This is a genomic window from Microbacterium sp. NPDC058062 (genome assembly GCF_042885375.1).
Taxonomy (GTDB): domain Bacteria; phylum Actinomycetota; class Actinomycetes; order Actinomycetales; family Microbacteriaceae; genus Microbacterium; species Microbacterium trichothecenolyticum_C.
Genome location: NZ_JBHVSC010000002.1, coordinates 1 through 26,648, shown reverse-complemented (window position 1 = coordinate 26,648; position 26,648 = coordinate 1). Strand labels below are relative to the sequence as shown.

Sequence of the window (26,648 nt, the reverse complement as noted above, 5' to 3'; positions counted from 1 at the left end):
GGGGGCGAGACGGGGGCTGTCGGGCTGTCGCCGCCGCGGGCTAGCGTGGGGCGCGACCGCACGTCCCATCGGAGGTTCGCATGCCCGCCGTCGTCGCCACGATGTCGCTCTCGCTCGACGGGATCGGCGCCGGAGTCCATCAGACCGAGGAGCGCCCGTTCGGCGAAGTGCCCGAGGACGCGCTGCACCGCTGGATGTTCGAGACGCCCGACGAGAACCGCCCCGAGATCGACGCGATCGTCGACGCCGGCGCGTTCATCATGGGACGCCACATGTTCGGGCCGGTGCGGGGCGCGTGGGACCGCGACTGGCGGGGCTGGTGGGGGCCGAACCCGCCCTATCACGCCCCCGTCTTCGTGCTGACGCACTATCCGCGGGCCTCGATCGAGATGGAGGGGGGAACCACCTTCCACTTCGTGACCGACGGCATCCACGCGGCCCTGGATCGCGCGCGCAACGCGGCAGGCGACCGTGACGTCCACGTTGCGGGTGGCGTGTCGACGACGAACGCCTATCTGGCCGCCGGGCTCGTCGACGAGCTGGCGCTGCAGATCTCACCGAGCATCATCGGGGGCGGGCTGCGCCTCTTCGACGGGATCGGCCCGTACCGGCTCGAGCAGATCTCGGGCCGGACGACGTCGCTCGTCACGCATGTCCGGTACCGCGTGCTTCCGGCGGAAGCCGCGGACTCCGCGTGACGACGCATCAGCTCACGCGGGATCAGGCGCGGCGCATCGTGGTGCGCGCGCAGCTGCTCGACGCGGAGCGCCCGGGCGACGTCGTCGAGGTGGCCGAGCAGCTGGGCTACATCAAGATCGATCCGACCGCGACGATCGCGCCCTGCGAGCACACCGTGCTGTGGTCGCGGATCGGCTGGTCCTACGAGCCCGGGCAATTGCGCAAGGTCGTCGAGGACGACCGGCTGCTCTTCGAGTTCGACGGCACATTCCGGCCGACGAGCCTGCTGCCCCTCATGCTTCCGGCCATGCGCCGGTGGCCGCAGCGCGAGAGCAGCCGGCAATGGCTCGAGGCGAACGCCGGATTCCGCGCCGACGTGATCGCACGGCTGCGTGCCGAGGGTCCGCTGCTCGCGAGCGACATCCCCGATACCGCGCAGGTGAGCCGCGCGCCCGACGGCTGGTCGGGATCGAACCAGGTGCCCCACATGCTCGACTTCCTGCTGCGCCAGGGCGAAGTCGCGGTCACCCGCCGTGAGGGTCGGCATCGCGTGTGGGACCTCGCCGAGCGCGTCTACCCGCAGGACCTGCCCGAGTACGCGGACGATGAGGCCGCGGCACTGCTGGCGGCGCGCCGGCTCCAGTCGGCGGGGCTCACGAAACCCCACTGGTACTGGAGCGGCGTCGCGAAGGACACCGGCGAGCCCGCCGTCATCGAGGGCAGCACCACGAAGTACCGCGTCGACCCCGAAGCCCTCGCCGCGCTCGGCGAGGAGGACTCCGGCGGTCGTGTCGCCTTCCTGAATCCGTACGACAGCCTGCTCTTCGACCGGAAGCGCCTCGAGGAGGTCTTCGAGTTCACCTACGTGCTCGAGCAGTTCAAGCCGAAGGCCCAGCGGCGGTACGGCTTCTTCGCCCACCCGATCCTGATGGGCGACCGGTTCGTCGGCATGCTCGACGCAGAAGTCGACCGCGAGCGCGAGGTGCTCAAGATCAACGCCCTGCACGAGTTCCTGCCGTTCGAGCCCGAGGAGTCCGAGATGGTGCGCGCCGAGATCGCCGAACTCGCGGAATGGCTCGGGGTCGCCGTCACGGGTCTGCCCTGACGGGTGGGGCGAGGCGGCCGGGGCGCCGGGGCCGAGAGTCAGGGCACGCGGTTCGAGACGGTCAGCAGCACGACCGAGTCCTCGAGCGCCGCGAGACTGTGGCGCTGCGGCGGGACCGTGAGGTGATCACCGGATGCCCCGTCCCAGGCGTCGTCGCCGGCGATGAGGCGTACGCGCCCCCGCAGCACCTGCAGCGTGGCTTCGTGCGGGCTCTCGTGCTCAGCGAGTTCGTGCCCGGCGCGCAGCGCGATGACGGTCTCGCGCAGGGCGTGCTCATGCCCGCCGCGGATGGTGCGTGCGGCGCGCCCGCTCGACGCGTCGCGCGCCTTCGCGGTCAGGTCGTCGATCAGATCGGCCAGATCCGTGCTGTCCATCCGCGTCGCCTCCATCGCCTCGACAGGCCGGAGTCTACCCGCGCAGGTCGTCGTGGAGACAGGGTTCAGCCCGGGATCAGGCTCAGCCGACCGATTCCGCCGAGCCCCCTTCGTCGGGAGGTTCGGGCACGACGTGAAGACCGGCCGGGGAGTTCGCGGTGCGCATCAGCGCCTCGAGCCACGTGCGGTTGGTCTTCGCCGGCCGCCCTCCGTAGAAGGAGAAGACGAGGCTGGCTCCCGCGTGCACCCAGATCGTGGTGCGGCCGCCGCCGGTGCTGACGTCGCCGGCCCACGTGAAGAAGAAGGGTTCGTTGCGGCGCAGCTTGGTGCCGATCGCGACCTGGAGGTGCGAGAGCACCCGGTCATCGAACTCCGCCCGGATGCCTCCTTCGTAGATGAACTTGCCCACGTGCCTCCTTCACGGGCCCTCCGCCCAGAGAGAGCCTCTCAGGCGGACCGACTGCGGCCCGGGGCTGCTGGCCGTCGCGCGAAAGCGCGGCACTCGAAACGAAACGGCTCAGTGACCGCGCATCGTCTGGCGCGGCGATCGTCCGTACGCGTCGCGGTAGTGGCGCGCGAACCGCGACGCGCTCGCGAATCCCCAGCGCTGGGCGATCTCGGCGACCGATGCGCCTGTCGCGACCTGCAGTTCCGCATGCGCTCCGGCGAGGCGCTGCGTGCGCAGATACTCCATCGGGGTCTGGTCCAGAGCGCGACGGAAGGCGTACTGCAGTCCGCGCGGGGAGATGTCGGCGGCCAGCGCCACGTCGTCGATGGTGATCGCCTCGTGCGCGTGCTGCTCCATGTACGCGATCGCGCGGCGAACGGTCCGGGGCGCCGCGGTGCGCTGCGTGGAGCGCTCGAGAGCGGTCATGAACGCGGGGGAAAAGGCGGCGAGCGTGGTGTGCAGCGCATGGCGCCGCAGTTCCGCCTCGACGATCGCGGAGGTCGGCACGCCCGCGAAGAGGGTGCTCGCCACGTGCTGGAAGACGCGCTCCCAGTGCGTGGCGAAGTCGCGATCGACAGGGGAAGATCCCACCGTCGCCGACCGCAGGGAGAACCTGTCGTCGCCGGTCATGCGTCGGGCGTCGTCCTCGGCCTCCGCCCGGTCGAACACGAAGGCGCGCACATCGGCCTGCTGCCGCCAGCGAGCCGACGTCGGCCCGTCGAGAGCGAGCCACGGCAGGCCGGCGTTCAGGTCTCCGCGGGGTGTGCCCACCCACGCGCCGCGAGACGCGACGCGGCAGGCCATCATCTGACCGTCCGGTTCGATGGCGGACTGGACCGACGCACTCAGGCGATAGCTGACGAGGGAGAAGCCGGACAGCGCCGCCGACGTCCACGAGAAGCCGAACGTGCGCGGGTCGACCTTCTGCAGCGCGGCCGACGGCACGAAGCGGCGCCATGTCTCCTCGACGTCGCCGACCTCGCGCGACGCAAACTTCAGCAACTCGCCCAACGTTCCCCCGTATCAGCGTGCAGGCGAGTGCCCGCTCCGCGCGCAGGGCGAGTACGCGGCAATCTCGATACTCTATCCCGCCGGTCGGCGGTCGGCGGTCGGCGTGGGGCGGCCGGCGCCGAGTCACGCGTCGGCGCTGGATCGCAGCATCCGGGAATCCACACGCGGCGCTCGCGGTTGGAGGATCATTGCGCTGAAGGGAGCCCTCATGAACGGACTCGAGGTCACCGTCCTCCTCGGAATCACCGTCCTCACGGGCGCGATCCTCGCCCCGAGGTTCCGGGTGGCGATGCCGCTGCTCCTTCTGGTCGCGGGGCTCGCGCTCGGGTTCATCCCCGAGGTGCGCGAGATCGTCCTGCCGCCGGAGACCGTGCTGCTGCTGTTCCTCCCGGTGCTGCTGTTCTGGGAGAGCATGACCACCTCGCTGCGGTCGATCCGCCGCGACTTCCGCGGCATCTTCCTCATGAGCACCGGGCTCGTGGTCGCCAGCGCCCTCGCGGTCGCGGGGATCGCGTACGCGCTCGGGCTCCCGTGGGACGCCGCGCTCATCCTCGGTGCAGCGGTGGCCCCGACCGACGCCACCGCCGTGGCCGCGCTCGGCCGCATGCTGCCCCGCCGCAACTTCATGAACCTCAAGGCCGAGAGCCTCACCAACGACGGCACTGCGCTCGTCATCTACGGCGTCGCCGTCGGCGTCGCGGTGGGCGGGCAGTACACGCCCCTCGACATCACAGGGCTGGTGCTGCTGTCGTACGTGGGCGGCGCGGCCGCGGGCGTCGTCGTGGCCGGGATCGCCTACCTGGTCATGCGGCGCCTGCGCAACACGCTCAACCTGAACATCGCGCTCCTGCTGGTGCCCTTCACGGCGTTCCTCATCGCGGAACTCGTCCACGCGTCGGGGGTCCTCGCCGTGGTGGTGGCGGGCCTCATCGTCGCGTACATCCAGCCGCGCATCAGCACGGCCGCCTCGCGCCGCCAGGCGGCGTGGACGTGGCCACTGGGCTCCTTCCTTCTCAACGGCTCGCTGTTCGTCCTGATCGGGTTCGAGGTGCAGGCGGTGGCCCACGAGATCCCCGGCCGCGAGATCGGCTGGCTCGTGGTGATGACCGTCGCCGTGTGGCTCGTGCTGCTCGTCGCGCGGTTCGTGTTCCAGACGACCTCCGCCATGATCATCCGCCTGCTCGACCGACGCCCGTCCCAGCGTCTGCGCCGGACGACCTACCGGGCGCGCATCGTGAGCGCCGTCGCGGGGTTCCGCGGCGCGGTGTCGCTGGCGATCGCGCTGTCGGTGCCGCTGACCACGGCCGCGGGGGAGTCGCTCCCGGGCCGCGACGAGATCATCTTCGTCACCGCCGGGGTCATCGTGCTGACGCTCCTCGTGCAGGGGCCGCTGCTGCCGGTGGTCGTGCGGTGGGCGCGTCTGCCCGACGACTCCGCGCTGCAGCACGAGCTGGAACTCGCCGAACGTGCCATCACGGGTGCCGCGCTGACCGCGGTCAAGGAGCTCGCCCACGACCACGGCATCAGCGAGGAGATCCGCGATCGCCTCACGCGCGACTACTACGAGTACCTCGAGCGCAACAACGAGCGTGTCCAGGCCCGCGAACAGGCCGAGGTCGACCGTCAGATCGTGGACCTCGATCGGAGGTTCGAGGGCACGGAGACGGCTGCCGAGGCATCCGCGACCGCCACGGCTCTCCTGGAGGCGCCTGCGCCGCTGCCCTCGCCCCGCGAGCGCGACGAGGAGTACTCGCGGCTGCGCATCGCGGTGCTCGATCGCAAGCGCGAGGTGCTCTACCGCCTCCGCCGCGAAGGCGCGGTCGACGATGCCGTGGTGACGCAGATCCAGACACGCCTCGACGTCGAGGAGCTGCGGATCACCGGCATCGAAGTGCTCGACTGAGTCTGCTCCGGCAGGTCACGCCGCGGATTCGCGCAGGCCCGCTGTGATCAGGTCCGCGAGGGCGGGCAGGTCCGCCGATTCCGCGGAGTCGATCGGCGTCTCCTCGCCCGTGATCGGCTCATCGTCCCCGACGCGGTCGAGGAGCGTCGGCGTGGTGATGATCGCGACCCACGCCGCGGCCGCGGTGCGCACCCGGCGCGCGGCGATCGGGTGGAGGATGCTGGCGCCGAGCACACGCTCGACGATCGCCTGCAGCTGGCTGCGGTAGTCGTGGAGCTTCTCGCGCACCTCCGGGTGCGTGCGATGCTCGCGCCACACGATGACCCGCCGCACCGCCGAGTCCGCCTGCAGTTCGCGCAGCCGGTCCGTCACGTTCAGCAGGGTCTGTGCCGGATCCCCCCGCGCGATCAGTCCGGAGGTGTCGATCGGATCGAGGTCCAGACGCTCACCCACGAGCGCCCGCAGCAGATCGGTCTTGGTGGGGAAGTAGTAGAAGAGCAGCCCTTTCGGGACGCCGGCGAGATCGGCGATCGCCATCGTCGGCGTGGCATCGAAGCCGCGCTCCGCGAAGAGGCGCTCGGCCGCGTCGAGGATCAGCGTGCGGCTTTCGCGACTGCGGGTCATGTCGTGTCCTGGAGAAAGACGGCGGGGGCGTCGGTCTGATCCGGCGCCCCCGTCTCGGCTCGCACCTCAGTGCGGGATGGCCTGGTCGTGCATGTGCATGGCGGGTCTCACGGCGAGCGCGGCGACGATCACCGCGACCGCTCCGCCGATCCAGCTGACCCAGGCGGCGCTGGACTGCATGCTGGCGTAACCGCCGAGCCACGGAGCGACGAACAGCAGCGCGCCGAGCGCCAGCTGCACGTACTCCATCGCCACCATCCCCGGCATGGCGAGGTTGGCGACGCCCGCGGCGATCAGCAGAACGCCGACGATGAGCATCCAGGGCATCGAAGCGCCCATCTGCGGCAGCGCGAACGCGCAGACTGCGGCCACGAGGCCGACTCCGGCTGCGACCCAGTCCTCCCAGCGAGTCCACTTCTTCATTCGGATCTCCTCCTTCCGAGACCTGATGGCTCCCGATCGGGGGTCGATTCGAACGGTACGCCTGACTGACCGACCGGTCAAGAACCATGCGGACGGATGGCGCGGATGCCCCGGATTCAGGCGCGCGTGGACTGCCAGCCCAGCTCGGGCGCGACGTACTTCGCGAACGATTCGACCACGCGCAGGTTGAACTCGACGCCCAGCTGGCTCGGGATCGTGAGCATGAGGGTGTCGGCTGAGGCGATCGCGGCGTCCTCCTTAAGCTGCTCGACGAGTTCGTCGGGCTCCGCCGCGTAGGTCTTCCCGAAGGTCGAGCGGATGCCGTCGATCACGCCGATCTGGTCGCCGTCCTGGCGCCCGCCGAAGTACATCCGCTCTTCGGCGGTGGTGATCGGGAAGATCGACCTGCTCACCGACACGCGCGGTTCGCCGGCGTGCCCGGCTTCGCGCCACGCGGCGCGGAACGCGTCGATCTGCTGCGCCTGCAGCAGGTCGAACGGGGTGCCGTCGGCTTCGGTGAGGAGGGTGGACGACATGAGGTTCACGCCCGTGCGGCCGGCCCATTCCGCCGAGTCGCGGTTGCCGGCGCCCCACCACACGCGAGAGCGCAGGCCGGGGGAGTGCGGCTCGATGCGCTGCAGCCCCGTGGCGCCGGTGCCGAAGGGGGACGAGGCATCCCGTTCCGCGAGGCCCTCGCCGTCGATCGCCCGGAGGAACAGATCGAAGTGCTCGCGCGCGAGGTCCGCGCCGCGCGGGTCCTCCGAGCCGGTGTAGCCGAACGCCTCGTAGCCGCGGACGACCGTCTCGGGTGAGCCACGGCTCACGCCGAGCGCGAGCCTGCCGTCGGAGATGAGGTCGACCGCGGCCGCCTCCTCGGCGAGGTAGAGAGGGTTCTCGTACCGCATGTCGATGACGCCGGTGCCGACCTCGATGTTCTCGGTGCGCGCGGCGATGGCGGCCAGGAGCGGCATGGGCGAGGACTGCTGGCGCGCGAAGTGGTGCACGCGGAAGTACGCGCCGTTCACCCCCAGCTCGTCCATGCCCTGGGCGAGGTCGATCGCCTGCAGCATCGAGTCGGCGGCGGTGAGCTGCCGCCCGCCGCCGAGCGGGCCGTAGTGTCCGAACGAGAGGGTTCCGAATCGCTGCATGACGTCTGCAACCGTACGCGCGCAGCATCCATTCCGGTGAATGAACTCTCGCTGCGGGGGCGCCGCGCCCGATCGCGAGGCGTCATGTCGCGTCATCGGGGAAGCGATCGGCGCGTCGCATGGTTGCCTCGAAGCATGACCTTCATCGGAACCAGCTCCCTCGACGTTCTTCCCCTCTCGCTCGGCGGCAACGTGTTCGGCTGGACGGCCGACCGCGAGGGGTCGTTCGCGATCCTCGACGCGTTCCACGCCGGCGGCGGGAACTTCATCGACACCGCCGACTCGTACAGCGCGTGGGTCGACGGCAACTCCGGCGGCGAGAGCGAGACGATCATCGGCGAGTGGCTCGCGGCACGGAAGCCCGGGAACGTCGTCGTCGCGACGAAGGTGAGTCAGCACCCCGAGTTCAAGGGCCTCTCGGCGAAGAACGTCCGGGCCGCCGCGGAAGCGTCGCTGAAGCGCCTGGGCGTCGACACCATCGACCTCTACTACGCACACTTCGACGACGAGACGGTGCCGCTGGAGGAGACCGTCGCTGCCTTCGGCGAGCTCGTCACCGACGGACTCGTGCGTTACATCGCGGTCTCGAACTACAGCGCCGACCGCATCCGCGAGTGGGTCGGTCTCGCCCAGGCTGCGGGCAGTGCGCTTCCGGTCGCGATCCAGCCGCACTACAACCTCGTGCACCGCAACGACATCGAGGAGCACATCATCCCGCTGGCGCAGGAGTTCGACCTGAGCCTGGTGCCCTACTTCTCCCTCGCCAAGGGCTTCCTCACCGGCAAGTACCGGACGACGGATGCTGCGGGCCAGTCCTCCCCGCGGGCCGGCGCTGCGTCGCAGTACGCGACCGCGCAGGGGCTCGAGATCATCGACGCGCTCGAGGGGATCGGCCGTGCCCACGGCGTCTCGATCGCGGCGACGGCCCTGGCGTGGCTGCGCGCGCAGCCGACGGTGGCAGCGCCCATCGCGAGCGCGTCGCGCGTGGAGCAGGTCTCGGATCTGCTCGACGGCGCCCGCGTCGAGCTCACGGCCGACGAGGTCGAGACCCTCAGCCGCGTGTCGGAGTGGACGCCCGCCGCCGTCTGATCCCAGGTTGGGCCTCGCGCCGGCTCAGGCCGGTTGCGGGGCCACCGTCTGCAGCACCTCCACGACGGGCGCGAGCTCGGGCTGTTCCGCCGCCTCGGCGAGCACTCGGACGAGCGTCTCGTCGTGGATGGGGTGGGCGCGGTCGTACAGCGCGCGCCCGGCCGGAGTGAGCTCGGTGTAGATGCCGCGCCGGTCGTCGGCGCACAGGATGCGCGTGATGAGAGCGCGGTCCTCGAGTCGGTTCACGAGGCGCGTGGTGGCGCTCGGGCTCAGCGCGGTCGCGCGCGCGAGCTGCTGCATGCGCATGTGCCAGCCGTCCTGGCGGCTGAGGGCGTCGAGCACGGTGTACTCGACCACCGAAAGCTCGACCGAAGCGGCGAGCGCGCGCTCGAGCTCGGCCTCGATGAGTCCGTGCAGGGCGGCGAGGGTGCGCCAGCCCTGTGCGCGCACCTCGACGGCGTCGTCTGCGATGCCCATGAGTCCTCCTGATCGATGCGACGGGTCGATGCGAACGCATAGTTGTTTGCGCGTTTATCTAGCGTGTGCAACTATTTATCTCGCTTACGCAATATCCCGCGTGTGCAACTAAACCCCAGCATACCAGGAGACCCCTCATGCCACTCGGACTCGTCGCGCTCGCCATGGGCGCCTTCGGCATCGGACTCACGGAGTTCGTCATCATGGGCCTGCTGCCCGAGGTCGCCCGCGACTTCGCCGTCAGCGAGGCGGCGGCGGGCTGGCTCATCTCCGGCTACGCCCTCGGCGTCGTCGTCGGTGCTCTCGGGCTCACCGCCGCCACGACCCGTCTGCCGCGCAAGCCCGTGCTGCTCGGCCTCATCGTGCTCTTCATCGCCGGGAACGTGCTCACGGCGCTAGCCCCGGACTACGGCATCGCGATGACCGGTCGCATCCTCGCCGCCCTGTCGCACGGTGCCTTCTTCGGTATCGGCTCCGTGGTCGCGGCGAGCCTCGTGGCACCCGAGAAGCGCGCCGGCGCGATCGCGATCATGTTCACCGGTCTCACCGCGGCCAATGTGCTGGGGGTCCCGTTCGGCACGTTCCTCGGTCAGCAGTTCGGATGGCGGTCGACGTTCTGGGTCATCGCCGGCATCGGCGTCATCGCGTTCGCCGGCATCGCCGCCCTCGTCCCCGCCCCATCGGGCGTGCAGGAGCGCATCAGCCTCCGCCGCGAGCTGCGGGCATTTCGCTCGACCCAGGTGTGGCTGTCGCTCGCCGTCACCGTCCTGGCCTTCGGCGGCATGTTCGGTGCCTTCACGTACATCGCCTACACGCTCACCGAAGTGAGCGGCTTCGCGTCCGGTGCCGTGCCGTGGCTGCTCGTGCTCTTCGGCGCCGGTCTCGTCGGCGGCAACTGGCTGGGCGGACGCCTGGCCGACCGGCGCCTGGACGCGACGCTGATCGCGTTCATCGCGGCTCTCGTGGTCGTGCTCGTCGCGTTCGCCCTGTTCGCCGGCTCTCAGGCCGCGACGATCGCCGGACTCGTGCTCATGGGCGCCTTCGGCTTCGGCACCGTGCCGGGGCTGCAGAGCCGCATCATGGACTACGCCGACGGCGCTCCGACGCTCGCCTCGGGTGCCAACATCGGCGCGTTCAACGTCGGCAACGCGCTGGGCGCGTGGGCCGGCGGCGTCGGGATCAGCATGGGACTCGGCTACACCGCTCCCGTCTGGATCGGCGCGGTCATCTCGGCCGCGGGGCTCGTCGTGATGATCGTCGCCGCTCTCCTGGCCCATCGCGCGCGAGGCCGCGTCGTGCGGACCGCGCGGCGCGCGACGCCCGCCACCACGCGCACGGTCCCCGTTCCGGTCGTCTGATCCCGCAGCCCGGACGACACCGCGCGCACACCCCCCTGTCCCGGGTGTGCGCGCGGTGCCTACGATGGCCCGAGAGAAGACGGCGCCGACGGATGCCGCGAGCCGAGGGGGTGCGCAATGGTCCAGGTCCGCGTGGCCGGTGTGGCCCTCGACGCGTCGGGGCAGCACGTGCTGCTGCTGAAACCCGTCGACCAGATCCCCGGCGACGGGCTCGTGCTTCCGATCTGGATCGGCCAGCTCGAGGCGACGTCGATCCTGGTCGCCGTCGAGAACGCCGATGTGCCGAGGCCGCTCGCGCACGACCTGATGGGTCTCATCCTGACCGCGCTCGACGCGGTGGCGACGAAGGTCGAGGTCACCCGCATCGAGGACGGCACGTTCTACGCCGAGATCACGCTCTCGACCGCGCTCGGGGACCGCATCGTGGATGCCCGCCCGTCCGATGCCGTCGCGCTCGCCTCGCGCGTGGGTGCGCCGATCTGGGTCGCCGACGCGGTGCTCGCCGAGGCGGGCGTGCCCGACGTGCTCACCGAGACCGATGCCGCCGAGCGGCTCGACGAGTTCAAGCGATTCCTCGACGACGTCGAGCCGGAGGACTTCGAGAGCTGAGCCGGATTCGCGCCGCCATGTATCTGGGGCGGTGGAGCCCGCTCTTTCGTGGGGTGGCCGCCGCGTGTGGCGCGGTCACGCGGACGGAGCCCGTCGTGATGCTCCGTCGCGCTCCCTCATCGAAAGGCATCTCCATGTCCCTCAACGACCTCGCCCTCGACGTGCCCCACGCCGCCGTGGCCGCCGCCGCGGCCGAGCTGCGCGCGGCGCTCGGTGACCGCGCCCTGCTGCGCGGCGACGCCGGCTACGACGCCGCCCGGACGCCGTGGAATCTCGCCGTGGCGCAGCATCCGTTCGCCGTCGTGATCCCCGGCTCCGCGCAGGACGTCGTCGACGTCGTGCGCGCAGCGACGCTCTCGGGGCTGCGCATCGCGCCGCAGTCGACTGGCCACGGTGCGGGCGCACTGAGCGACACCGACCTCGCGCACACGGTGCTGGTGTCGCTGCGATCCCTGCGCGGCGTGGCCGTCGACCCGGTGGCGCGCACGGCGCGCGTGTTCGGCGGCTCGCTCTGGAACGACGTGCTCGAGGCAGCCGCCCCGCACGGGCTGACGGCCCTGCACGGCAGCGCCGGCGACGTGTCGGTCGTCGGGTACTCGCTCAGCGGCGGGCTGTCGTTCTACGCCCGCGCGCACGGACTAGCCGTGAACGCGGTGCGCGCCGTCGAGGTCGTGACGGCCGACGGCTCGCTGGTGCGCGCGACGGCCGACGAGCACCCCGACCTGTTCTGGGCGCTGCGCGGCGGATCAGGCTCGTTCGGTGTCGTCGTCGCGATCGAGATCGACCTGCTCCCGCTCGCCGACGTCTTCGCGGGCATGCTGCTGTGGGACGCGTCGCGCGCCTCGGAGGTCTCGCACGCGTGGGCGCAGTGGACGCAGTCCGCGCCCGAGTCCGCGACCACGACCCTGCGCATCCTCCACATCCCGCCCATGCCCGAGCTGCCGCCGTTCCTGTCGGGCCGTTCGGTGGTCGTGATCGACGGGGCGATCGAAGACACGGATGCCGCGGCATCCGCTCTGCTCGAACCGCTCCGTGCCCTGCAGCCCGAGGTCGACACGTTCGCCCGCATCCCCGCGCCCGCTCTCGTCGGCGTGCACATGGACCCGCCCGAGCCGTCGCCGTCGGTGACGTGGCACGCGGTGCTGGGAGAGCTGCCGGCACGTGCCGTCGACGCGTTCGTCGAGGCGGCTCAGACCCCGGGGATCTTCGTCCAGGAGCTGCGTCATCTCGGCGGCGCCGTGAATCGGCGGCCGGCGGGCGGCGGCGCGATCGCCTCGCTCGACGGCGAGTACCTCGTGCACTCGGTCGCGATGGTGCCCGCGCCCGAGGCCGCGGCCCCGGCGACAGCGGCGGTGCGCGCGGGCGTCGCCGCCATGGTGGCGTGGCGGGTCGATGCGCTCGCCCTGACCTTCGTCGACGCCCCCGGAGTGGACCGCTCGGTGGCGTTCGGCGCGGCGTGGGCGCGACTGCGTCAGCTCAAGCTCGACTACGACCCCGCGAACCTCTTCGCCGCCGCCCGGCCGGTCTGAGTCCGCGCGTTCCGTCGAGACCGGGGCTTCTCGCTGAGACCAGGGGCGACGTCCCCCGGTCTCGGCGAGAAACCCGGTCTCGACGTTCGGCGTTCGGCGGTGGGCGGTGGGTGTCGAGGCGGTGGGGGCTCAGGCCGCGCCCGCGCGGACGGCGGCTGCGACGTCGGCGGGGGAGCCCTTCCAGGGCGCGCCGTGACCGGGAAGCACCCACGAGGCCTGCAGCCCGGCGAGGTGTTCGAGCGACGTCAGCGCCTCGGCGGGATCGTCGGTGAACGGCGCCGGCTGGATGCCCTCTCGCCCGGTGAGCACGTGGCGGGTGGTGAGCGCATCGCCCACGAACACGGCATCGGCGACGGGGATGTGCACCGCGATGCTGCCCGGCGAGTGGCCGGGCATGCCCACGATCACGGGTGAGCCCGGCAGATCCAGCACATCGCCGTCGTGCACCTCGACGACCTCCGACACGTAGGTCGTGGGCATCGCGCGCTTGCGCAGGGCGTAGGTGAAGAACCCGAGCGTCGGCCCGAGCTTCATCGGCCCGGTCGACACCTTCGGCTTCTCGCCGGTGCGGGCGCGCTCGGCGTCGGCCTCGTGCACGTACACGGGCACGCCGTGGTCGCGGCGCAGGCGCTCGGCGAAGCCGATGTGGTCGCTGTCGCCGTGGGTGAGGACGACGCCCTTCACGTCGGCGGGGGAGAGGCCGAGTCCCTCGAGTTCGCGCACGAGGTCCTTCCAGTGGCCGGGAAGCCCGGCGTCGACGACGGTGACGCCGTCGTCCGTCACGACGAGGTACGCGGCGACGATGTCGTTGCCGATGCGGTGGAGGTGGGGTGCGAGCTTCATGGGGGATCCTTCGCGGGAGCCGTCGGTGTCTCCGAACTTGGCATGGCTACGATACGTAGCTATCATGGCTACTGTCAATAGCCATCGAAGGAGGCTCGCATGCCGACGCCGGAACGCACGTCGTACGCCGAGATCGTCGCGGCGGGTCGCGACATCCTGGAGGAGTCCGGTCCGACGGGCCTCACGATGCAGAGCGTCGCGCAGCGCGTGGGAGTGCGGGCGCCGTCTCTGTACAAGCGCGTGCGGGACCGCGACTCCCTCCTGGAGGCCGTCGCCGCCGCCACCGTGGACGACCTGACCGGCCGGCTCGAGGCATCCGATCGCTCTCTGGAAGGCCTCGCGCGTGCCTACCGGGCGCTCGCGCACGAGCGCCCGGAGGGGTTCCGGCTGATGTTCGCGGCCGCCGCTCCTCAGGAACTGCTCGACCGCGCGGGACTCACGATCGTCGACAGTGCGGCGGCCATCACCGGTGAGGACCACGCTCTCGACGCCGCCCGTCTCGTGACGGCGTGGGCGACGGGCTTCATCCACATGGAGCTCGCCGGCGCCTTCCGGCTCGGCGGCGACGTCGACGGCGCGTTCGACTACGGGCTCGCCGCCCTGCGCCGCGGTCTCGCCGCCTGAGCCGATCGCGTCAGGCGGTGCGGCCGGGGACGCGGTGGATCGTGAGGCTCGCAGGTCCCGTCATCTCGGACGACACGAGTTCGAGGTCGACGGCGTCGGGGAAGAGCCGGCGCCCGGCGTTCACGGCGGTCGGGAACGCGATGAGCCGGTACTCGTCGACGAGGCCGTGCTCGCGCAGAGCTTGAACGACGGATCCGCTGCCGATCACGACCACGTCCCGCGTCGTGACGGTCCCGGCGATCCACTCGGCGAGGGGTCCGTCGACGCCTCGCGAGTTGGTCCACCCGTCCTCGGGGAGTGCGCGGCTCGTCACCACCGCCTTGTCGGCCCGGTTCATGGCGCGTGCGAACGGGGTGTCGCGGCCGGGCCACAGCCCGGCGAAGTGGTTCCAGGTGCGGCGTCCGAACAGGAGCACCCCGGTCTCCAGCATGCTGCCGAGCCGGAACTTGTCTCCCGCGACGCCCTCTGGCCCATGGCGCATGGCCCATCCGCCGAACGGCGTGCCGCCGCTGCCGTCGGGATCCTCGACCACGCCGTCGAGCGTGATGTACTGCACGACGATCACTCGTCCCATCGTCTCCTCCTCGTGAAGTGGGTTCACAAGGACATACGGATGGGATGCCGCGAACTCATCGCTCTGCGGAGAACTCCTTCTCGAAGAGGGCGAAGAGCCGCGGGTCCTGGTAGACGAGCACGTGCGCGATCGTGCCCGACTCATCCGCATCGAAGATCTGCACCGTGTGCGGTTCGCGCCCATCGGGAGTGAGCCGGTAGAGCAGGATCCCGGGCTGGCCGTTCGCCGAGATCGGCATCGTCGCCCAGTCCTCGCCGCGCCGCACGAAGAAGTCCGCCATGAAGTCGCGGTAGGTGTCCCGGCCGCGCGACCACGCGGGCACCGGCGGCATCTCGAAGACGAGGTCGTCGGCGACGAGGGCGGCAAGGGCGGCGACATCCGCTCGTTCGATCGCCCGGGCGTACTGCTCGACGGCGGTCGGGGCGAGGGTGTGCGGACGCCGGGTGCCGGTCGAGAGGGCCGCGCGGGCCCGCTGCAGGGCGGAGTTCGCCGACGCGACGGACACCTCGAGGGCGTCCGCGGTTTCCCTGGCCGACAGCCCCACGAGGTCGCGCAGCACGAAGGCCCCGCGCTGGAGCGGGGAGAGCGACTGCAGCATGGCCGTGACGGCGAGGCGCACGTCGCTGCGACGCTCGGCGGCGGATTCGACCTCCGAGCCGGAGAGCCAGCCCGTCGGGGCGGGGATGAGCCACGGCACGTCGAACGCGGGCACGAGCGGGGCGCCGATCTCGATCCCCGGCTCCTGCAGATCCCTCGGCAGTGGGCGCCGTGGAGCCTCGCGGAGCCGATCGAGGCAGACGTTGCGCGCGATGCGATACGCCCACGTCGTGACGCTCGCACGTGCCGGGTCGAAGGTGTCGCGGGCCCGCCAGATCCGTTCCATCGCGTCCTGGACGGCGTCCTCCGCCTCGAACGGCGACCCGAGCATCTGATAGCAGAACGGCAGGAGCCGTCGACGGATGCCCGACAGCTCGACCTCGTCGAACGCAGCCACACGGCGAGCATAGGGTCCCCGCGCGACACTCGGAGCCTGTCGTGCGGGCACCGGCGGCGGTCGGCGTCGATAGAATTCGGTCCATGAAAGGCGCGGCCCAGCGCGGACTCACGATCCTCGCCGACCCGACCCGTGCCCGCATCCTTCGCCTGATCCGTGACGCGGACGGCGGGCACGCCCTGGTCGGAAAGCTCGCCGATGCGCTCGGCCTCCGGCAGCCCACCGTGAGCCACCACATGAAGGCGCTCCTGTCCGAAGGCGTCGTCCTGCGGGAGCGCGACGGACGACGTGTCTGGTACTCCATCGCGCCGGATCAGATCGATCGGGTGAACGCGCTCATCGGCGACGGCGACGGCGGGGTGGCGCCGGCGGCGCCCGATCTCGGACGGATCGTCGACGATCTCGCGCTCCGATTCCGCGGCACCTTCAGTCCCGAGACGGTTCGTGCCAGCGTCGAGAGCAGCTACGACCTCCTGGCCACCGGCTCGAGTTCGCCGCTCCTCGCTTCGCGCACCGCCGCCTTCGCGGCGACGCGGCTCGAAGCGCTCAGCCGAGCCCAGGGTGATCTGCCCGCCCGACCCGAGGTGCTGTTCGTCTGCGTGCAGAACTCCGGGCGCTCTCAGCTCGCCGCGGGAATCCTCCGGCACCTCGCGGGCGATCGTGTCGGGGTGCGCAGCGCCGGCTCGGCGCCGGGCCCGGAAGTGCGCACGTCGGTCGTCCAGGCGCTCGACGAGATCGGCGTCTCCGTCGGCGGGGAGTTCCCGAAGCCCCTCACCGATGACGTCGTCCGCGCGGCCGACGTCGTCGTGACGATGGGATGCGGCGATTCCTGCCCCGTCTTCCCCGGCAGGCGGTATCTCGACTGGCCGCTCGAGGACCCCGTGGGCAAGCCGATGGACACGGTCCGCAGCATCCGTGACGACATCGAAAGCCGTGTGCGCGCGCTCCTGGACGAGATCCTCGCGTACTGACCCCCGGGTGGGCCGTCAGCTCCTGGTGGTGCGGATGGTCGCCCCCGCGACGAGGAACAGCACGGCGGCGACCGGCTGCGCGGCCGTCCAGAAGGGCCCGTCGAAGGCGAAGGGGAAGATCGGGTTCCAGAGCACGGCGATCGCCGCGAACACCGGGATCCACCACCAGTGCCGAGCCTGGAACGCGAACCACGCGACGATCACGGCAAGGATCGCGACGACGAACCGGATGAGCAGGAACCACTCGCCGCCGATGAGCAAGGGTGCCAGGAACAGGGCGATCGCCGCGATCAGGCTGGGCGCGAAGGCGTTGCGCTGATACGTCGAGGCGGTCCGGTCCTTGTTCGTCATGCTCCGACTCTCTCACCGCTCAGCGTCCGGTGAAGAATCGGACTCCGGTCGCGCCGTCGCTCCGGTCGCGGATGCGGCAGGCTGGCGGAATGGAGTCTCGTGCGCCGATCGCCTGGTCGTGGACGAACCTCGCCCACGGCGCGGCCCTCGCGGTGCCGGCGGCGGTGACGTCTCTCTTCGACCCCGCGATCGGCGTGCCGCTCGCGGTCGGGGTGCTTCCCGCCGCGGCGCTGGGGTTGCGAGGGACCCGGCGCGAGCGGACCCTCGTGATCCTCGTCGGCGCTGTCGCCGGCCTGTCGATCTTCCTCGGCGCGCTCGTCGCGCCCCGACCCGTGCTCGCCGTGTTCGCGATCTTCGCGCTCTGCGTGGTCGTCGCGCTCGCGACCGCCGATGGCTCGCGCCGCCTTGCCCCGCTCGCCCTGATGCTCGGGCTCCCGCTGTACGGCGCGGGATTGTCGGAATCCTCGTGGACGACGGGGATCACCGCAGCCGTGCTGATCCTCACCGGCTCGGGCTACGCATGCGCGGTGTCGCTCCTGTGGCCGCCGCATCCTGCTCCGCCACGCGCCTCTCGGTCCGCGCCGCCCCGCCCCGCGATGCTCGTGTACGGCATCCAGATCGGCCTCGCCGCCTCCCTCGCCGCGGCCGCGGGCTTCCTCCTCGGGGTCGACCACGCGGGCTGGGCGTGCACTGCGGCACTGCTCGTGAGCCGCCCGGATCGCCATCAGCTCGGAACACGAGCCTGGGGTCGCGCGCTGTCGGTCACGGCAGGCGCGATCGTCGCGTGCGCGATCGCCGCGACCGCGCCGACGCCGGTGGCGATCGCCGCGCTCATCCTGCTGACTCTCGCTGTCGCGACGGCGACCGCGGGCAGTCGTTGGTACATCTTCCCGTTCTTCTCGACGGTGATCGTGCTCTCACTCCTGCAGCTGGGGGAGGCGGATGCGGCGGCGCACTGGTTCCTCGAACGAGTTGGGCTCACCCTGCTCGGCGTCGCGCTCGCACTGGGCGCCGCCTGGTCGGTGCCGGCGCTCGCCCGCACCTTCCGAGTCGGCGATCCCGCTCGGTGACCCGGGACGCCGCTTCCGGCGGGGAGCCGCGTACCTCGGGGTTATTGGTCGTCGGACGCCCGGGACGCCCGGCGGCGTTCGAGGCGCCAGTGGATCTCGTGCGTCTCGGGGTGGCGCCATTCGTGCATCCGGTACTCGAAGCCCGGCAGGAGGACGATCGGGATCGGATCCGGGGATGCGGGAGCGACGGCGCCGACCACGATCTTGGCGTCGGTCGGAATGAACGGCGACTGCGCGGGAACGGGTGCGGTGATGATCTCGACGGGGTCTCCGTAGGGGCGCGCCATGCGGGCACCTTAGCACGGCCAGGGAACACGCTGAGAGTTACCTTGAGGCATCTATACACGAGCCATAGAGCAGTCATAGAGTCTCCATAGAAGACGAAGCGCTCGTCGTGTCGAGGCCCACCCGAAGGCCTCGTTCCTCGCCGGTGTGTGGGGCTGGTGAGCCGGCAGCGCTACCCGCCGTCTTCTAGCCGGTGCTGGTTTGGGGGCGTACTCGTTACGCGGGGGAACCCGGCCCACAGCACTGCGGCGGCTCGCCCCTGGATGCCCGGCGTCCAGGGGCGGGTCGGCCCGGCTCTTGTGCGACGAAAGGAACTCCCATGTGTGACCCGGCGCCCGCCACCGCGAAGGCCGGCTGGTACCCCACTCGCCTGCACGGGAGCGAGCGCTACTGGGACGGAGTCCGGTGGACGGAGATGTTCCGCCAGGCTCAGGCCGGTGTGCCGCGACCGATCGGTGAGAGCGTCACCTCCGAAGCCTCCACCTGAGCGTCGTCGCGCGGGCCGTCGGCGGGATGGTGAGCGGATAGCACGACCGTCGATCGGGCACAATCCCTGCGCGTGAGTCGGCGTCGGTACGTACCGTCGGCCTCATGGCCACAACGACGAAGAACTCCACCACGTCCGCCACCCGCAACAAGCGGCGCGCTCCCCGCGGCGCCCAGCTCACCAAGGAACAGAACGCCGAGAGCGGGTTCACCGCCTCCGCCACGCTGAGCGACAACCTTCAGAAGGTGCTCGTCGATCTCATCGAGCTCGCCTCTCAGGGCAAGCAGGCCCACTGGAATGTCGTGGGCAAGAACTTCCGTGACACGCACCGCCAGCTGGACGAGATCATCGAGTCGGCTCGCGAGTTCGGTGATGCCGTCGCCGAGCGGATGCGGGCGCTCCACGCGCTTCCCGACGGTCGCAGCGACACCGTCGCGGAGACCACCAGCCTCCCCGAGTTCCCTCAGGGCGAGATCGCCACCACCGACGTGATCGACCTCGTCACGGAACGGCTCGAGAACACGGTCGCCACCTGTCGGGACGTGCACGACGCGGTCGACGAGGAGGACCCGACCAGCGCGGATCTGCTGCATCAGATCCTCGAGAAGCTCGAGCAGTACGCCTGGATGGTCAGCGCGGAGAATCGGGTGCCGAAGCAGGGCTGAGCCCAAGCGCGAGAAACGGGGTGCAGCCTTGCGGCTGCACCCCGTTTCCGTCACGGCGGGGGATGGCGACCATCCGATCGCCCGTTCGGTCAGCGGTAGAGGTCGCCGTAGTAGGTGTCGAGCCGGCCACGGTACGCGTCATCCTGACCCGTCGTGGACTGGTCCCACTCCGGAGAGTTCTTGATCTGGTCCTTGGTCAGATCGACGTACACCTTCTCGTCTTCATCGTCGACACGCTCGACAGTCCCGGCCGGAAGGATCACCTTCCGCCCGAAGATCCACGGTCCGGTGTCCACGACGAGCCGGCTGCTGCCGGCATCATTGCTCGCCTCGTCGATCTTTCCGATGTCGCCATCCGTGGCGTGCACGTGGTAGCCCACCAGGTCGCGGGAACCGGCCCCGCGGTCGACCGACTGACGGTAGTCCCAGGCGTCCCAATTCGTGGACATGAGTGCTCCTTGTCTTCATGCGAGGGATGGATTCGGAAATCGACCCGGGTGGTCGCTCCGATGTCCACGCTAGGAAGTGCTCCGGAAATCGGGGACCCCCTGGCGCATCCCGCGTAGGAGGCGTAATGGCATCGAAGAGACCGTACGGAATCTTCACGAATGTCGTCGGCCGCTGACACCATGATCAGAACAGATGTTCGATCGGAGGCGGCATGCGGGGTGAGGCGACCGTGCTGCACGCGGACCTGGACGCCTTCTACGCCTCGGTCGAGCAGCGCGATGCTCCGGCACTGCGCGGCCGGCCTGTCATCGTCGGCGGCGGCGTCGTGCTGGCGGCCAGCTACGAGGCGAAGGCTCGCGGGGTGCGTACGGCGATGGGGGGCCGTCAGGCGCGCGACCTCTGCCCGGATGCGGTGGTGGTGCCGCCGCGGATGGACGCGTACTCGGCGGCCAGCAAAGCGGTCTTCGCGATCTTCCGGGACACGACGCCGCTCGTCGAAGGGCTCTCCATCGATGAGGCGTTCCTCGAGGTCGGCGGCCTCCGGCGCATCGCGGGCACGCCGGAGCAGGTCGCCGTGCGTCTGCGAGAGCGGGTTCGTCAGGAGGTCGGGCTGCCCATCTCCGTCGGGATCGCCCGCACCAAGTTCCTCGCCAAGGTCGCCAGCGCCGTCAGCAAGCCCGACGGGCTGCTGGTGGTCGAGCCTGAGCGGGAGCAGGAGTTCCTGCTCCCGCTGCCGGTGGAGCGACTGTGGGGCGTGGGTGCCGTGACCGCCGAGAAGCTGCACCGGCTCGGCATCCATACCGTCGGACAGCTGGCCGAGCTCGAGGCCGCGACCGCGGAGAGGCTGCTGGGGAGAGCGGCCGGCGCGCACCTGCACGCACTCGCCCGGCTGCGGGATCCGCGTCCCGTCGACACCACGCGTCGCCGCGGGTCCATCGGCTCGCAGCGTGCCCTCGGCACCCGTCCGCGTGCGCCCGAAGAGCTGGAGGTCATCCTCACGCAGATCGTCGATCGGCTCTCCCGTCGCCTGCGCGACGGTGACCGCGTCTGCCGCACGGTGGTGCTGCGGCTCCGCTACGGCGATTACGCGAAAGCCACCCGATCCCGCTCGTTCCGCTCGCCCACCGACCGCACCGCGCTGATCCTCGCCGTCGCGCAAGGACTGCTCGCCGCGGCGCAGCCCGAGATCGCGGAACGCGGCATCACCCTCATCGGCGTCTCGCTGTCGCAGCTCGGCCGCGTCGACAGCGTCCCTCCGGAGCTTCCGATCGACTGGGACGACGGCGTGCGCCTCGACACGGTGCTCGACGCGGTCCGTGATCGCTTCGGCGCAGCTTCGGTGTCGCGTGCGGCCCACCTCGGCCGTGATCCGGGCTGGTCGACGCCGCTGCTCCCGGAGCACGAATGAACCGGTCAGCGCGCCCGACGGCTCCGCGCCGACAGTGCGTCCGTCATGCGACTTCGGAGGGGTCGCACTCCCGCCGCGGGTCGACGGGCTGCACAAGCAGCGGCTCCCGGAGACGCTGCGCGAGCGGGACGAGGTCTTCCCGCAGGTAGCGGGAGTACCCGCCGGGGGCGCGACCGATCGGGCGGCCGCTCGTGCGCACCCACGCGGCATCCGTCGCGACGAGGCGGCCACCGCGGGAGCGGATCTCGTCGACGAGCCAGACGTCCTCATGCGCGACCGCGTCGGTGAAGCCGCCGGCGGCCAGCAGGGCGCTCGCACGGATGCCGAGATTCGCACCATGGACGTGTCCATTCGCGACACCGGGCGTGTGGGTCGCCCACCACGCCTCGGTCTGCTCCGCGTCGAGGTCGCGGAAGTCCGGGCGCACCGTGCCGACCACGACGTCGGCGCCCTGGCGGGCGAGATGCAGCTGATGCGTCAGCCAGTTCGGCGGCACGACCGAGTCGGCATCGGTGTGCGCGGTCCACACGGCCCGGCGGCCGACGTCGTCGAATCGATCGAGTGCGGCGCGAACCCCCACGGCGCGGGCGGTGCCGACGCTGTGCGCGTCGATGCTGATGAGGTCGACGTCTGCCGCGCGTGCGACCGCCGCCGAGGCGTCGGTGCAGGCGTCGAGCACGACCCACACGCCGATCCGCGGCACCACCGAGCGCGCTGCGTCCACCGCCACCTCGATCGAGTCCAGGCAGCCGCCGAGCAGCTCTTCTTCGTCGTGCGCGGGCACGACCACGGCGACGGCCCGCATTCGGCGGTTCATCGGGAACGCCCTCCGCCGGCAGATTGCTCGAACACGTCGAGCACGAAGTCCCGCTCGATGTGGTGCAGCGTCTTCGTCCAGGAGAGGTCGTCGTCGAGCGCGGCGTGTACATCGTCGCCGGTGAGCGGCGCGTCCGACATCGGATGCCGCCAGTGGCACGCGACCAGAACGCCATCGCGCGTGAGGGATGCCGCGATCCGGGCCTGTGCGGTGGCCAGATCCTCCGGCGACCAGTAGTAGCCGAGTTCGGAGAGCACGATCAGGTCGAAGGATCCGCGCGGCCAGTCCGTAGGCAGCGTCCTGCGCTCGAACGAGACTCCGGCCGCTCCGGCGGCTCGGTCGGTCGCGCGGCCTAGTGCAGTGGGCGAGGCGTCGACGCCGAGCACGGCGTCCGCGCGCCAGGCGAGGTCGAGCGTCAGCACACCGGTCGCGCATCCGAGTTCGAGCACGCTCGTGAAGCGCTCACGGGGGAGGGCGGCCAGCACGATGGAGCGCTTCCGCTCCTCGTACCAGCTCGTCTCGAAGCTCCAGGGGTCGGCGTGGGCGCGGAAGCGCGCGTCGAACGTGGCGGGATCGGTGGAAGCGGCAGCCTGCGACGGCTCGGTGTCGATGAACAGCTCGTAGGGGCGCGCGAAGTGGGCTCGCATGCCGTCGTGCAGCATCGCTTCGTCGCCTGCGGCGGCGGACAGGGGCTCGACCTGCGACACGTGCCGGGCGAGGGCGGCGGACTTCGCATCGGCCATATCCGGGGTGAGAGGCAGCATCCGCCATCGACCCGGCTCCACGACGGCGTCGATGCTCTCCGGTTCGCCCCAGTGCCAGAGCCAGATGGGGTAGCCGATCACATGCACGCCCGGGCCGCGGAGCGTCAGTGCCGTCTCGCCCGCCACCCGATGATCGCGGTGACCGTCGCCCCACCAGGGCGCCGCCAGCAGGACGCCGTGCGGCAGGCCGCCGAGTTCGCGGGCGAGTGCGTCGCGTAGTGCGGGCGTCGACTCGCGAAGTCCTCCGTCGGGAAGACCCAGGAACCTGAGGCGCGCACCGGGGGCGAGTTCGCGCAGGGCGGCGACGGCTTCGAGTCGCCGTCGTGCGCCGAGATCCTCGCTCCCGGCAGACCCGGGGTGTGAGGCCTCACCGTCGGTCGCGACGATCACCGAGACGTCGGTCCCGGCGGCCGCGGCAGCCGCAATGAGGCCGCCCGCACCGAGGGTCTCGTCGTCGGGATGCGCGGTGAGGACGATGAGTCGTGCGGCAGGGTGGCGCAGGGGCGTCGCTCGGGCCCAGAGGCGGGCGGCCGTCCAGTCGGCCTCAGCGGTTCCCGGATCCCGGTGGTCGAACGCCACGCTCACGGCAGGACCCTCCGTCCGAGGCGCGCCAGGTCGCGTTCGCCGTGGTGCTGCCGTACGTAGATCCGCAGATCCGCCACCCGGCGCGCGTGATCCTCGTCAGAGGTCAGCGGGCCCGGACCGAGTGCGTGATCTGCGAGGGTGAGGACCCGCTCGACGGCGTCCGCGACGACAGCCCTCGCGCGCGCGGCGAGCGTGCCGGCGTCCTCGTCACCCAGCCCGGTGTCGACCGCGTCGGCCGCCTCGGCCAGCACCGCGCGCGCCGCCCAGAGAACAGCATCCGCGCTGCCGGCGGAGAGCGCGGCGATCTGGTCGGCGCCTTGGCGCGCCGCGGCCGCCCCGAGGGAGTCCTGCAACGGGAGCGCGCCGCCCCACCACGCCGCCGCGACGCCGATGCCGCCCCAGGCGAAACCGGGACGGGACAGATACCAACCCGGCTCGCCGATGGGCACCACGCGGACCGCGTCGAAGTCGACGGGGGCGCTGACCACCTGGCGGAGTCCTCGCGAGAACCACGGCCCGGATCGGGCGGTGACTCCGTCGGCTCCGAGAGGCACCGCGAACAGACGTCGGGCGTCGGGTGACACCCAGGCGGTCACCAGCGCGTGGCTCAGCGACCCCGCGAGAGAGCACCACGGCTTCGTACCGTCCAGCCGCCAGCCGTCGGAGCCATGCGAGGATGCCTCGAGCCGAGCGCCGGGACCCTCGGCGGCGAAGACTCCCCAGGACGCGGCATGATCGGCGCCGACATCGTCGAGCGCGCCGGCGACGTCGACACCGTCGCCACCGGCCTGGTCGAGGATCGCGAGTGCGTCGAGATGCGGCTCAAGGATGCGGGCGGCCGCGACGTCACATCGGGCGGCATTCGCGAGCAGTTCCCACAGCCGTACCGTTCGTCCACTTCCGGGCAGGGGTGCATCGCGTCCGACCCGCACTGCCCACTCGATCGTCGCGGGCACATCGGTGCCCAGGCCATCGATCGCCTCCGCCGGCGCGGCGCTCTCGGCGGAGGGGCGCCAGGGGTTCAGGGTGAGCGCTGCGGGTGCCATGCCGCCGACGCTACGGATTCCCCGCTCCCGGCTCGCCGGGATTGCGTGAGGGTGTGCCGAGTGCTACTCCGGTGGGGGATACGCCGGAACGGGGCGGCGTCGACGGTCAGGCCGACGGGCTGACCTCGCGGATGAGGGCCTCCACGCGGCCGCGGATCTCGTCGCGGATGCGGCGGACCGTGGCGGCGTCCTGGCCGGCGGGGTCGTCGAGCTGCCAGTCCTCGTAGCGCTTGCCGGGGAAGATCGGGCAGGCGTCGCCGCAGCCCATCGTGATCACGACATCGGATTCCTCGACGGCGTCGACGGTGAGCAGCTTCGGGGTGTTGTCCGCGATGTCGATGCCCTCCTCCGCCATCGCCTGGACCGCCACCGGGTTGATCTGATCCTTGGGCTCGGATCCCGCGGAGAGCACCTCGACCCGGTCGGCCGCGAGGGCCCGCAGGTACCCGGCGGCCATCTGCGAGCGGCCGGCGTTGTGGACGCAGACGAACAGAACGGTGGGCTTGCTGCTCATACGGACTTCACCTTCCTTTCAGATAAAGCATAGACAACTGTCTATTGATCGTTGCGGACGCGGCGACAGCTGCGCGTCTGCGCTCGCCGTCGGAACAGCCCTCGACCACCGAAGTGATCGAGGGCTGCTTCCGTCCTGCGGTCGCGTCATTGAGACCGCAGGTTCGTCACGGCATCGGTCAGAGCGCTTTGCCGTTGACGAACAGCGCGGTCGCGCCGTAGGTGGGGCTGCCCACGTTCTTCACCGGGTCGATGTACGCGACGTCGCCCTCGGCGACATCGCCCTCCGAGACGGAACCCGCCACCACGTCACCGGCGACGGTCGCGCCGGGCGTGACCGCACCCTCCAGAACTGTCCCGTACGAGACGGACTCCACGATGTCGGTGGCCTTGGCGTTGCCTCGACCGCAGTCACCGGGAGCCTCGCCCGGCTCGTTCTGCCAGCCGCCCCAGGTCACGTCGCCGAAGGCGTAGGCGCCGAAGGTGTACTCGCCGAAGGACCAGTCGCCCGCCGGGGACCAGCTGCCGTCCTCGGACCATGCGCCGAAGGCCCAGTCGCCGAACGAGGTCGGCTCGTTCCAGACCGGCGCGGCCGCCATGCTGGTCGTCTGGTCCTTGATGCTCTTGATGATGAAGCCCGTCCACTGGCCGGTCTTGCGGGCCTGGGTGTCGATGGACGCGTCCACGACGCCCGACAGGACGCCGGAGCGCACGCCGGTGCGGACGCCGTCGCGCGAGGCGGTGCGGGTGGCGTCGCGCTCGGCCGTGCGGGATCCGACGGCGGTGCCGGCACGGACGCCATCACGGGTTCCCTCGCGGTGGAACTGCTTGTTCTTGTTGTCGATCGTGCACGACAGGTCCCACGAGACCGTCTGCGTGCCGGTCTGCGTCGCCGACTGGGTGCCGGACTGGACGCCGCTCTGCGTGCCCGCCTGGGTGCCGGCCTGAGTGGCGTCCTGAGCGACGGCCTGCGAGACGCTCTGCTTGCTGGTGAACGCAAGGGTGCCCGCGTCGACGGCCTTCTGCAGGGCGGCGTTGTTCATGCCGAGCGCGGTCTGTACCTCGCCTTTGCCGATGAACCCGGTGCCGTTGGGCGCCAGCGTGTAGGCGTTGGCGGCGGCGGCTGTGCCGACGAGTGCGCACGCGAGGACGGTGCCCGCGGCGAGCTTGGTGATGCGGTGCATCGCATATCTCCTTCGATAAGCATCGCCGGAGCGATGGTACGCAGCATTGCGTTCCATCGGTGCGCTTTCGGGTCGCTATCCGGCTCTTAATAGTAAGTTATGGACCCTCAGACGCGCCTCAGATTCCGCTCAGCCATTCCCGCGGGGGGGGGTGCCCCTATGTCTTCTGTCAAGCGGCGAGGGCAGGTTCGGTGAGCTGTGGCTGATAGAGGGTGCCGTCGCGGAGCATGGCGAACAGGAC

Annotated in this window: 31 protein-coding genes; 13 read left to right on the top strand and 18 right to left on the bottom strand. The window is 71.0% G+C overall.

The window, feature by feature from the left end:
* Positions 1 to 80: 80 nt before the first annotated feature.
* Both ACFVSU_RS04765 and ACFVSU_RS04760 read left to right on the top strand, forming a co-directional pair.
* Positions 81 to 698 (top strand): dihydrofolate reductase family protein, encoded by a 618-nt coding sequence (locus ACFVSU_RS04765; protein ID WP_387138820.1) that lies wholly within the window; start codon positions 81 to 83, stop codon positions 696 to 698.
* Positions 695 to 1,783, top strand: coding sequence for a DNA glycosylase AlkZ-like family protein (locus tag ACFVSU_RS04760; RefSeq protein ID WP_387138817.1), 1,089 nt, complete (start codon positions 695 to 697; stop codon positions 1,781 to 1,783). Before ACFVSU_RS04765 ends, ACFVSU_RS04760 begins: the two co-directional genes overlap by 4 nt.
* Before the next feature lie 38 nt (positions 1,784 to 1,821).
* Here the strand turns inward: ACFVSU_RS04760 and ACFVSU_RS04755 are convergent, their stop codons facing one another.
* From ACFVSU_RS04755 to ACFVSU_RS04745, 3 genes are all read right to left on the bottom strand, one after another.
* Entirely contained in the window at positions 1,822 to 2,157 is a 336-nt protein-coding gene (locus ACFVSU_RS04755) for a cupin domain-containing protein (RefSeq protein ID WP_116196053.1), read from the bottom strand.
* Between the two features lie 82 nt (positions 2,158 to 2,239).
* The gene (locus ACFVSU_RS04750) at positions 2,240 to 2,566 is read right to left on the bottom strand and encodes an ATP-dependent DNA ligase (RefSeq protein WP_387138814.1); all 327 of its coding nucleotides are present in this window, start codon (positions 2,564 to 2,566) and stop codon (positions 2,240 to 2,242) included.
* 108 nt (positions 2,567 to 2,674) lie between these two features.
* The gene (locus tag ACFVSU_RS04745; RefSeq protein WP_387138811.1) at positions 2,675 to 3,607 is read right to left on the bottom strand and encodes a helix-turn-helix domain-containing protein; all 933 of its coding nucleotides are present in this window, start codon (positions 3,605 to 3,607) and stop codon (positions 2,675 to 2,677) included.
* 217 nt (positions 3,608 to 3,824) lie between these two features.
* On the opposite strand from ACFVSU_RS04745, the gene ACFVSU_RS04740 reads away from it, so the two are divergent.
* Positions 3,825 to 5,519: a Na+/H+ antiporter gene (locus ACFVSU_RS04740; RefSeq protein ID WP_387138808.1), complete on the top strand. Its 1,695-nt coding sequence runs from the start codon at positions 3,825 to 3,827 to the stop codon at positions 5,517 to 5,519.
* A 15-nt stretch (positions 5,520 to 5,534) separates the two neighbouring features.
* Here ACFVSU_RS04740 and ACFVSU_RS04735 read toward each other — a convergent pair whose 3' ends face one another.
* From ACFVSU_RS04735 to ACFVSU_RS04725, 3 genes are all read right to left on the bottom strand, one after another.
* Complete coding sequence (locus ACFVSU_RS04735) at positions 5,535 to 6,143, bottom strand: TetR/AcrR family transcriptional regulator (protein WP_387138805.1); 609 nt, start codon at positions 6,141 to 6,143, stop codon at positions 5,535 to 5,537.
* A gap of 66 nt (positions 6,144 to 6,209) precedes the next feature.
* Entirely contained in the window at positions 6,210 to 6,566 is a 357-nt protein-coding gene (locus tag ACFVSU_RS04730; protein ID WP_387138802.1) for an SPW repeat protein, read from the bottom strand.
* 116 nt (positions 6,567 to 6,682) lie between these two features.
* The gene (locus ACFVSU_RS04725) at positions 6,683 to 7,714 is read right to left on the bottom strand and encodes an LLM class flavin-dependent oxidoreductase (RefSeq protein ID WP_387138799.1); all 1,032 of its coding nucleotides are present in this window, start codon (positions 7,712 to 7,714) and stop codon (positions 6,683 to 6,685) included.
* Positions 7,715 to 7,849: 135 nt separating this feature from the next.
* Between ACFVSU_RS04725 and ACFVSU_RS04720 the strand changes: the two genes are divergently transcribed.
* Positions 7,850 to 8,803 (top strand): aldo/keto reductase, encoded by a 954-nt coding sequence (locus ACFVSU_RS04720; RefSeq protein ID WP_387138796.1) that lies wholly within the window; start codon positions 7,850 to 7,852, stop codon positions 8,801 to 8,803.
* 24 nt (positions 8,804 to 8,827) lie between these two features.
* On the opposite strand, the gene ACFVSU_RS04715 is transcribed toward ACFVSU_RS04720, so the two are convergent.
* Positions 8,828 to 9,280, bottom strand: a complete 453-nt coding sequence (locus tag ACFVSU_RS04715; protein WP_376008368.1) for a MarR family winged helix-turn-helix transcriptional regulator — start codon at positions 9,278 to 9,280, stop codon at positions 8,828 to 8,830.
* Positions 9,281 to 9,417: 137 nt separating this feature from the next.
* On the opposite strand from ACFVSU_RS04715, the gene ACFVSU_RS04710 reads away from it, so the two are divergent.
* From ACFVSU_RS04710 to ACFVSU_RS04700, 3 genes are all read left to right on the top strand, one after another.
* Positions 9,418 to 10,638, top strand: a complete 1,221-nt coding sequence (locus ACFVSU_RS04710) for an MFS transporter (protein WP_387138792.1) — start codon at positions 9,418 to 9,420, stop codon at positions 10,636 to 10,638.
* 117 nt (positions 10,639 to 10,755) lie between these two features.
* Positions 10,756 to 11,247, top strand: coding sequence for a bifunctional nuclease family protein (locus tag ACFVSU_RS04705; RefSeq protein WP_387138789.1), 492 nt, complete (start codon positions 10,756 to 10,758; stop codon positions 11,245 to 11,247).
* Between the two features lie 134 nt (positions 11,248 to 11,381).
* Entirely contained in the window at positions 11,382 to 12,776 is a 1,395-nt protein-coding gene (locus ACFVSU_RS04700) for an FAD-binding oxidoreductase (RefSeq protein ID WP_387138786.1), read from the top strand.
* A gap of 129 nt (positions 12,777 to 12,905) precedes the next feature.
* Here the strand turns inward: ACFVSU_RS04700 and ACFVSU_RS04695 are convergent, their stop codons facing one another.
* Positions 12,906 to 13,619: an MBL fold metallo-hydrolase gene (locus ACFVSU_RS04695; protein ID WP_387138783.1), complete on the bottom strand. Its 714-nt coding sequence runs from the start codon at positions 13,617 to 13,619 to the stop codon at positions 12,906 to 12,908.
* A 99-nt stretch (positions 13,620 to 13,718) separates the two neighbouring features.
* Here ACFVSU_RS04695 and ACFVSU_RS04690 point away from each other — a divergent pair, with 99 nt between their 5' ends.
* Complete coding sequence (locus ACFVSU_RS04690; protein ID WP_387138780.1) at positions 13,719 to 14,243, top strand: TetR/AcrR family transcriptional regulator; 525 nt, start codon at positions 13,719 to 13,721, stop codon at positions 14,241 to 14,243.
* Positions 14,244 to 14,253: 10 nt separating this feature from the next.
* On the opposite strand, the gene ACFVSU_RS04685 is transcribed toward ACFVSU_RS04690, so the two are convergent.
* Together ACFVSU_RS04685 and ACFVSU_RS04680 are read right to left on the bottom strand one after the other, a co-directional pair.
* Entirely contained in the window at positions 14,254 to 14,817 is a 564-nt protein-coding gene (locus ACFVSU_RS04685) for a dihydrofolate reductase family protein (RefSeq protein ID WP_387138777.1), read from the bottom strand.
* A gap of 55 nt (positions 14,818 to 14,872) precedes the next feature.
* Positions 14,873 to 15,811, bottom strand: coding sequence for an RNA polymerase subunit sigma-70 (locus tag ACFVSU_RS04680; protein ID WP_387138774.1), 939 nt, complete (start codon positions 15,809 to 15,811; stop codon positions 14,873 to 14,875).
* Positions 15,812 to 15,894: 83 nt separating this feature from the next.
* Between ACFVSU_RS04680 and ACFVSU_RS04675 the strand changes: the two genes are divergently transcribed.
* Complete coding sequence (locus tag ACFVSU_RS04675) at positions 15,895 to 16,782, top strand: metalloregulator ArsR/SmtB family transcription factor (protein ID WP_387138771.1); 888 nt, start codon at positions 15,895 to 15,897, stop codon at positions 16,780 to 16,782.
* Between the two features lie 15 nt (positions 16,783 to 16,797).
* Here the strand turns inward: ACFVSU_RS04675 and ACFVSU_RS04670 are convergent, their stop codons facing one another.
* Entirely contained in the window at positions 16,798 to 17,133 is a 336-nt protein-coding gene (locus ACFVSU_RS04670) for a DUF6804 family protein (protein ID WP_387138769.1), read from the bottom strand.
* Positions 17,134 to 17,222: 89 nt separating this feature from the next.
* Here ACFVSU_RS04670 and ACFVSU_RS04665 point away from each other — a divergent pair, with 89 nt between their 5' ends.
* Positions 17,223 to 18,203, top strand: a complete 981-nt coding sequence (locus ACFVSU_RS04665; RefSeq protein WP_387138767.1) for an FUSC family protein — start codon at positions 17,223 to 17,225, stop codon at positions 18,201 to 18,203.
* A 41-nt stretch (positions 18,204 to 18,244) separates the two neighbouring features.
* On the opposite strand, the gene ACFVSU_RS04660 is transcribed toward ACFVSU_RS04665, so the two are convergent.
* Positions 18,245 to 18,490: a hypothetical protein gene (locus ACFVSU_RS04660; RefSeq protein WP_387138764.1), complete on the bottom strand. Its 246-nt coding sequence runs from the start codon at positions 18,488 to 18,490 to the stop codon at positions 18,245 to 18,247.
* Positions 18,491 to 18,807: 317 nt separating this feature from the next.
* On the opposite strand from ACFVSU_RS04660, the gene ACFVSU_RS04655 reads away from it, so the two are divergent.
* Together ACFVSU_RS04655 and ACFVSU_RS04650 are read left to right on the top strand one after the other, a co-directional pair.
* Positions 18,808 to 18,975 carry a DUF2510 domain-containing protein gene (locus ACFVSU_RS04655; protein WP_387138761.1) on the top strand — a complete coding sequence of 56 codons (168 nt, stop codon included), beginning with the start codon at positions 18,808 to 18,810 and terminating at the stop codon, positions 18,973 to 18,975.
* A 104-nt stretch (positions 18,976 to 19,079) separates the two neighbouring features.
* Positions 19,080 to 19,640, top strand: coding sequence for a Dps family protein (locus ACFVSU_RS04650; RefSeq protein WP_387138758.1), 561 nt, complete (start codon positions 19,080 to 19,082; stop codon positions 19,638 to 19,640).
* Between the two features lie 89 nt (positions 19,641 to 19,729).
* Here the strand turns inward: ACFVSU_RS04650 and ACFVSU_RS04645 are convergent, their stop codons facing one another.
* Entirely contained in the window at positions 19,730 to 20,089 is a 360-nt protein-coding gene (locus ACFVSU_RS04645) for a PRC-barrel domain-containing protein (RefSeq protein ID WP_387138755.1), read from the bottom strand.
* Positions 20,090 to 20,301: 212 nt separating this feature from the next.
* On the opposite strand from ACFVSU_RS04645, the gene dinB reads away from it, so the two are divergent.
* The gene (dinB, locus tag ACFVSU_RS04640; RefSeq protein WP_387138753.1) at positions 20,302 to 21,498 is read left to right on the top strand and encodes a DNA polymerase IV; all 1,197 of its coding nucleotides are present in this window, start codon (positions 20,302 to 20,304) and stop codon (positions 21,496 to 21,498) included.
* A gap of 43 nt (positions 21,499 to 21,541) precedes the next feature.
* On the opposite strand, the gene ACFVSU_RS04635 is transcribed toward dinB, so the two are convergent.
* From ACFVSU_RS04635 to ACFVSU_RS04615, 5 genes are all read right to left on the bottom strand, one after another.
* Positions 21,542 to 22,315 carry a glycosyltransferase gene (locus ACFVSU_RS04635; protein WP_387138750.1) on the bottom strand — a complete coding sequence of 258 codons (774 nt, stop codon included), beginning with the start codon at positions 22,313 to 22,315 and terminating at the stop codon, positions 21,542 to 21,544.
* Positions 22,312 to 23,664 carry a PIG-L family deacetylase gene (locus tag ACFVSU_RS04630; RefSeq protein ID WP_387138747.1) on the bottom strand — a complete coding sequence of 451 codons (1,353 nt, stop codon included), beginning with the start codon at positions 23,662 to 23,664 and terminating at the stop codon, positions 22,312 to 22,314. The genes ACFVSU_RS04635 and ACFVSU_RS04630 overlap by 4 nt, the downstream gene beginning before the upstream one ends.
* Positions 23,661 to 24,710: an acyl-CoA dehydrogenase gene (locus ACFVSU_RS04625; RefSeq protein ID WP_387138744.1), complete on the bottom strand. Its 1,050-nt coding sequence runs from the start codon at positions 24,708 to 24,710 to the stop codon at positions 23,661 to 23,663. The genes ACFVSU_RS04630 and ACFVSU_RS04625 overlap by 4 nt, the downstream gene beginning before the upstream one ends.
* Before the next feature lie 106 nt (positions 24,711 to 24,816).
* Complete coding sequence (locus tag ACFVSU_RS04620) at positions 24,817 to 25,224, bottom strand: arsenate reductase ArsC (RefSeq protein ID WP_387138741.1); 408 nt, start codon at positions 25,222 to 25,224, stop codon at positions 24,817 to 24,819.
* Positions 25,225 to 25,402: 178 nt separating this feature from the next.
* The gene (locus ACFVSU_RS04615; RefSeq protein WP_387138738.1) at positions 25,403 to 26,407 is read right to left on the bottom strand and encodes a hypothetical protein; all 1,005 of its coding nucleotides are present in this window, start codon (positions 26,405 to 26,407) and stop codon (positions 25,403 to 25,405) included.
* Positions 26,408 to 26,648: the final 241 nt, after the last annotated feature.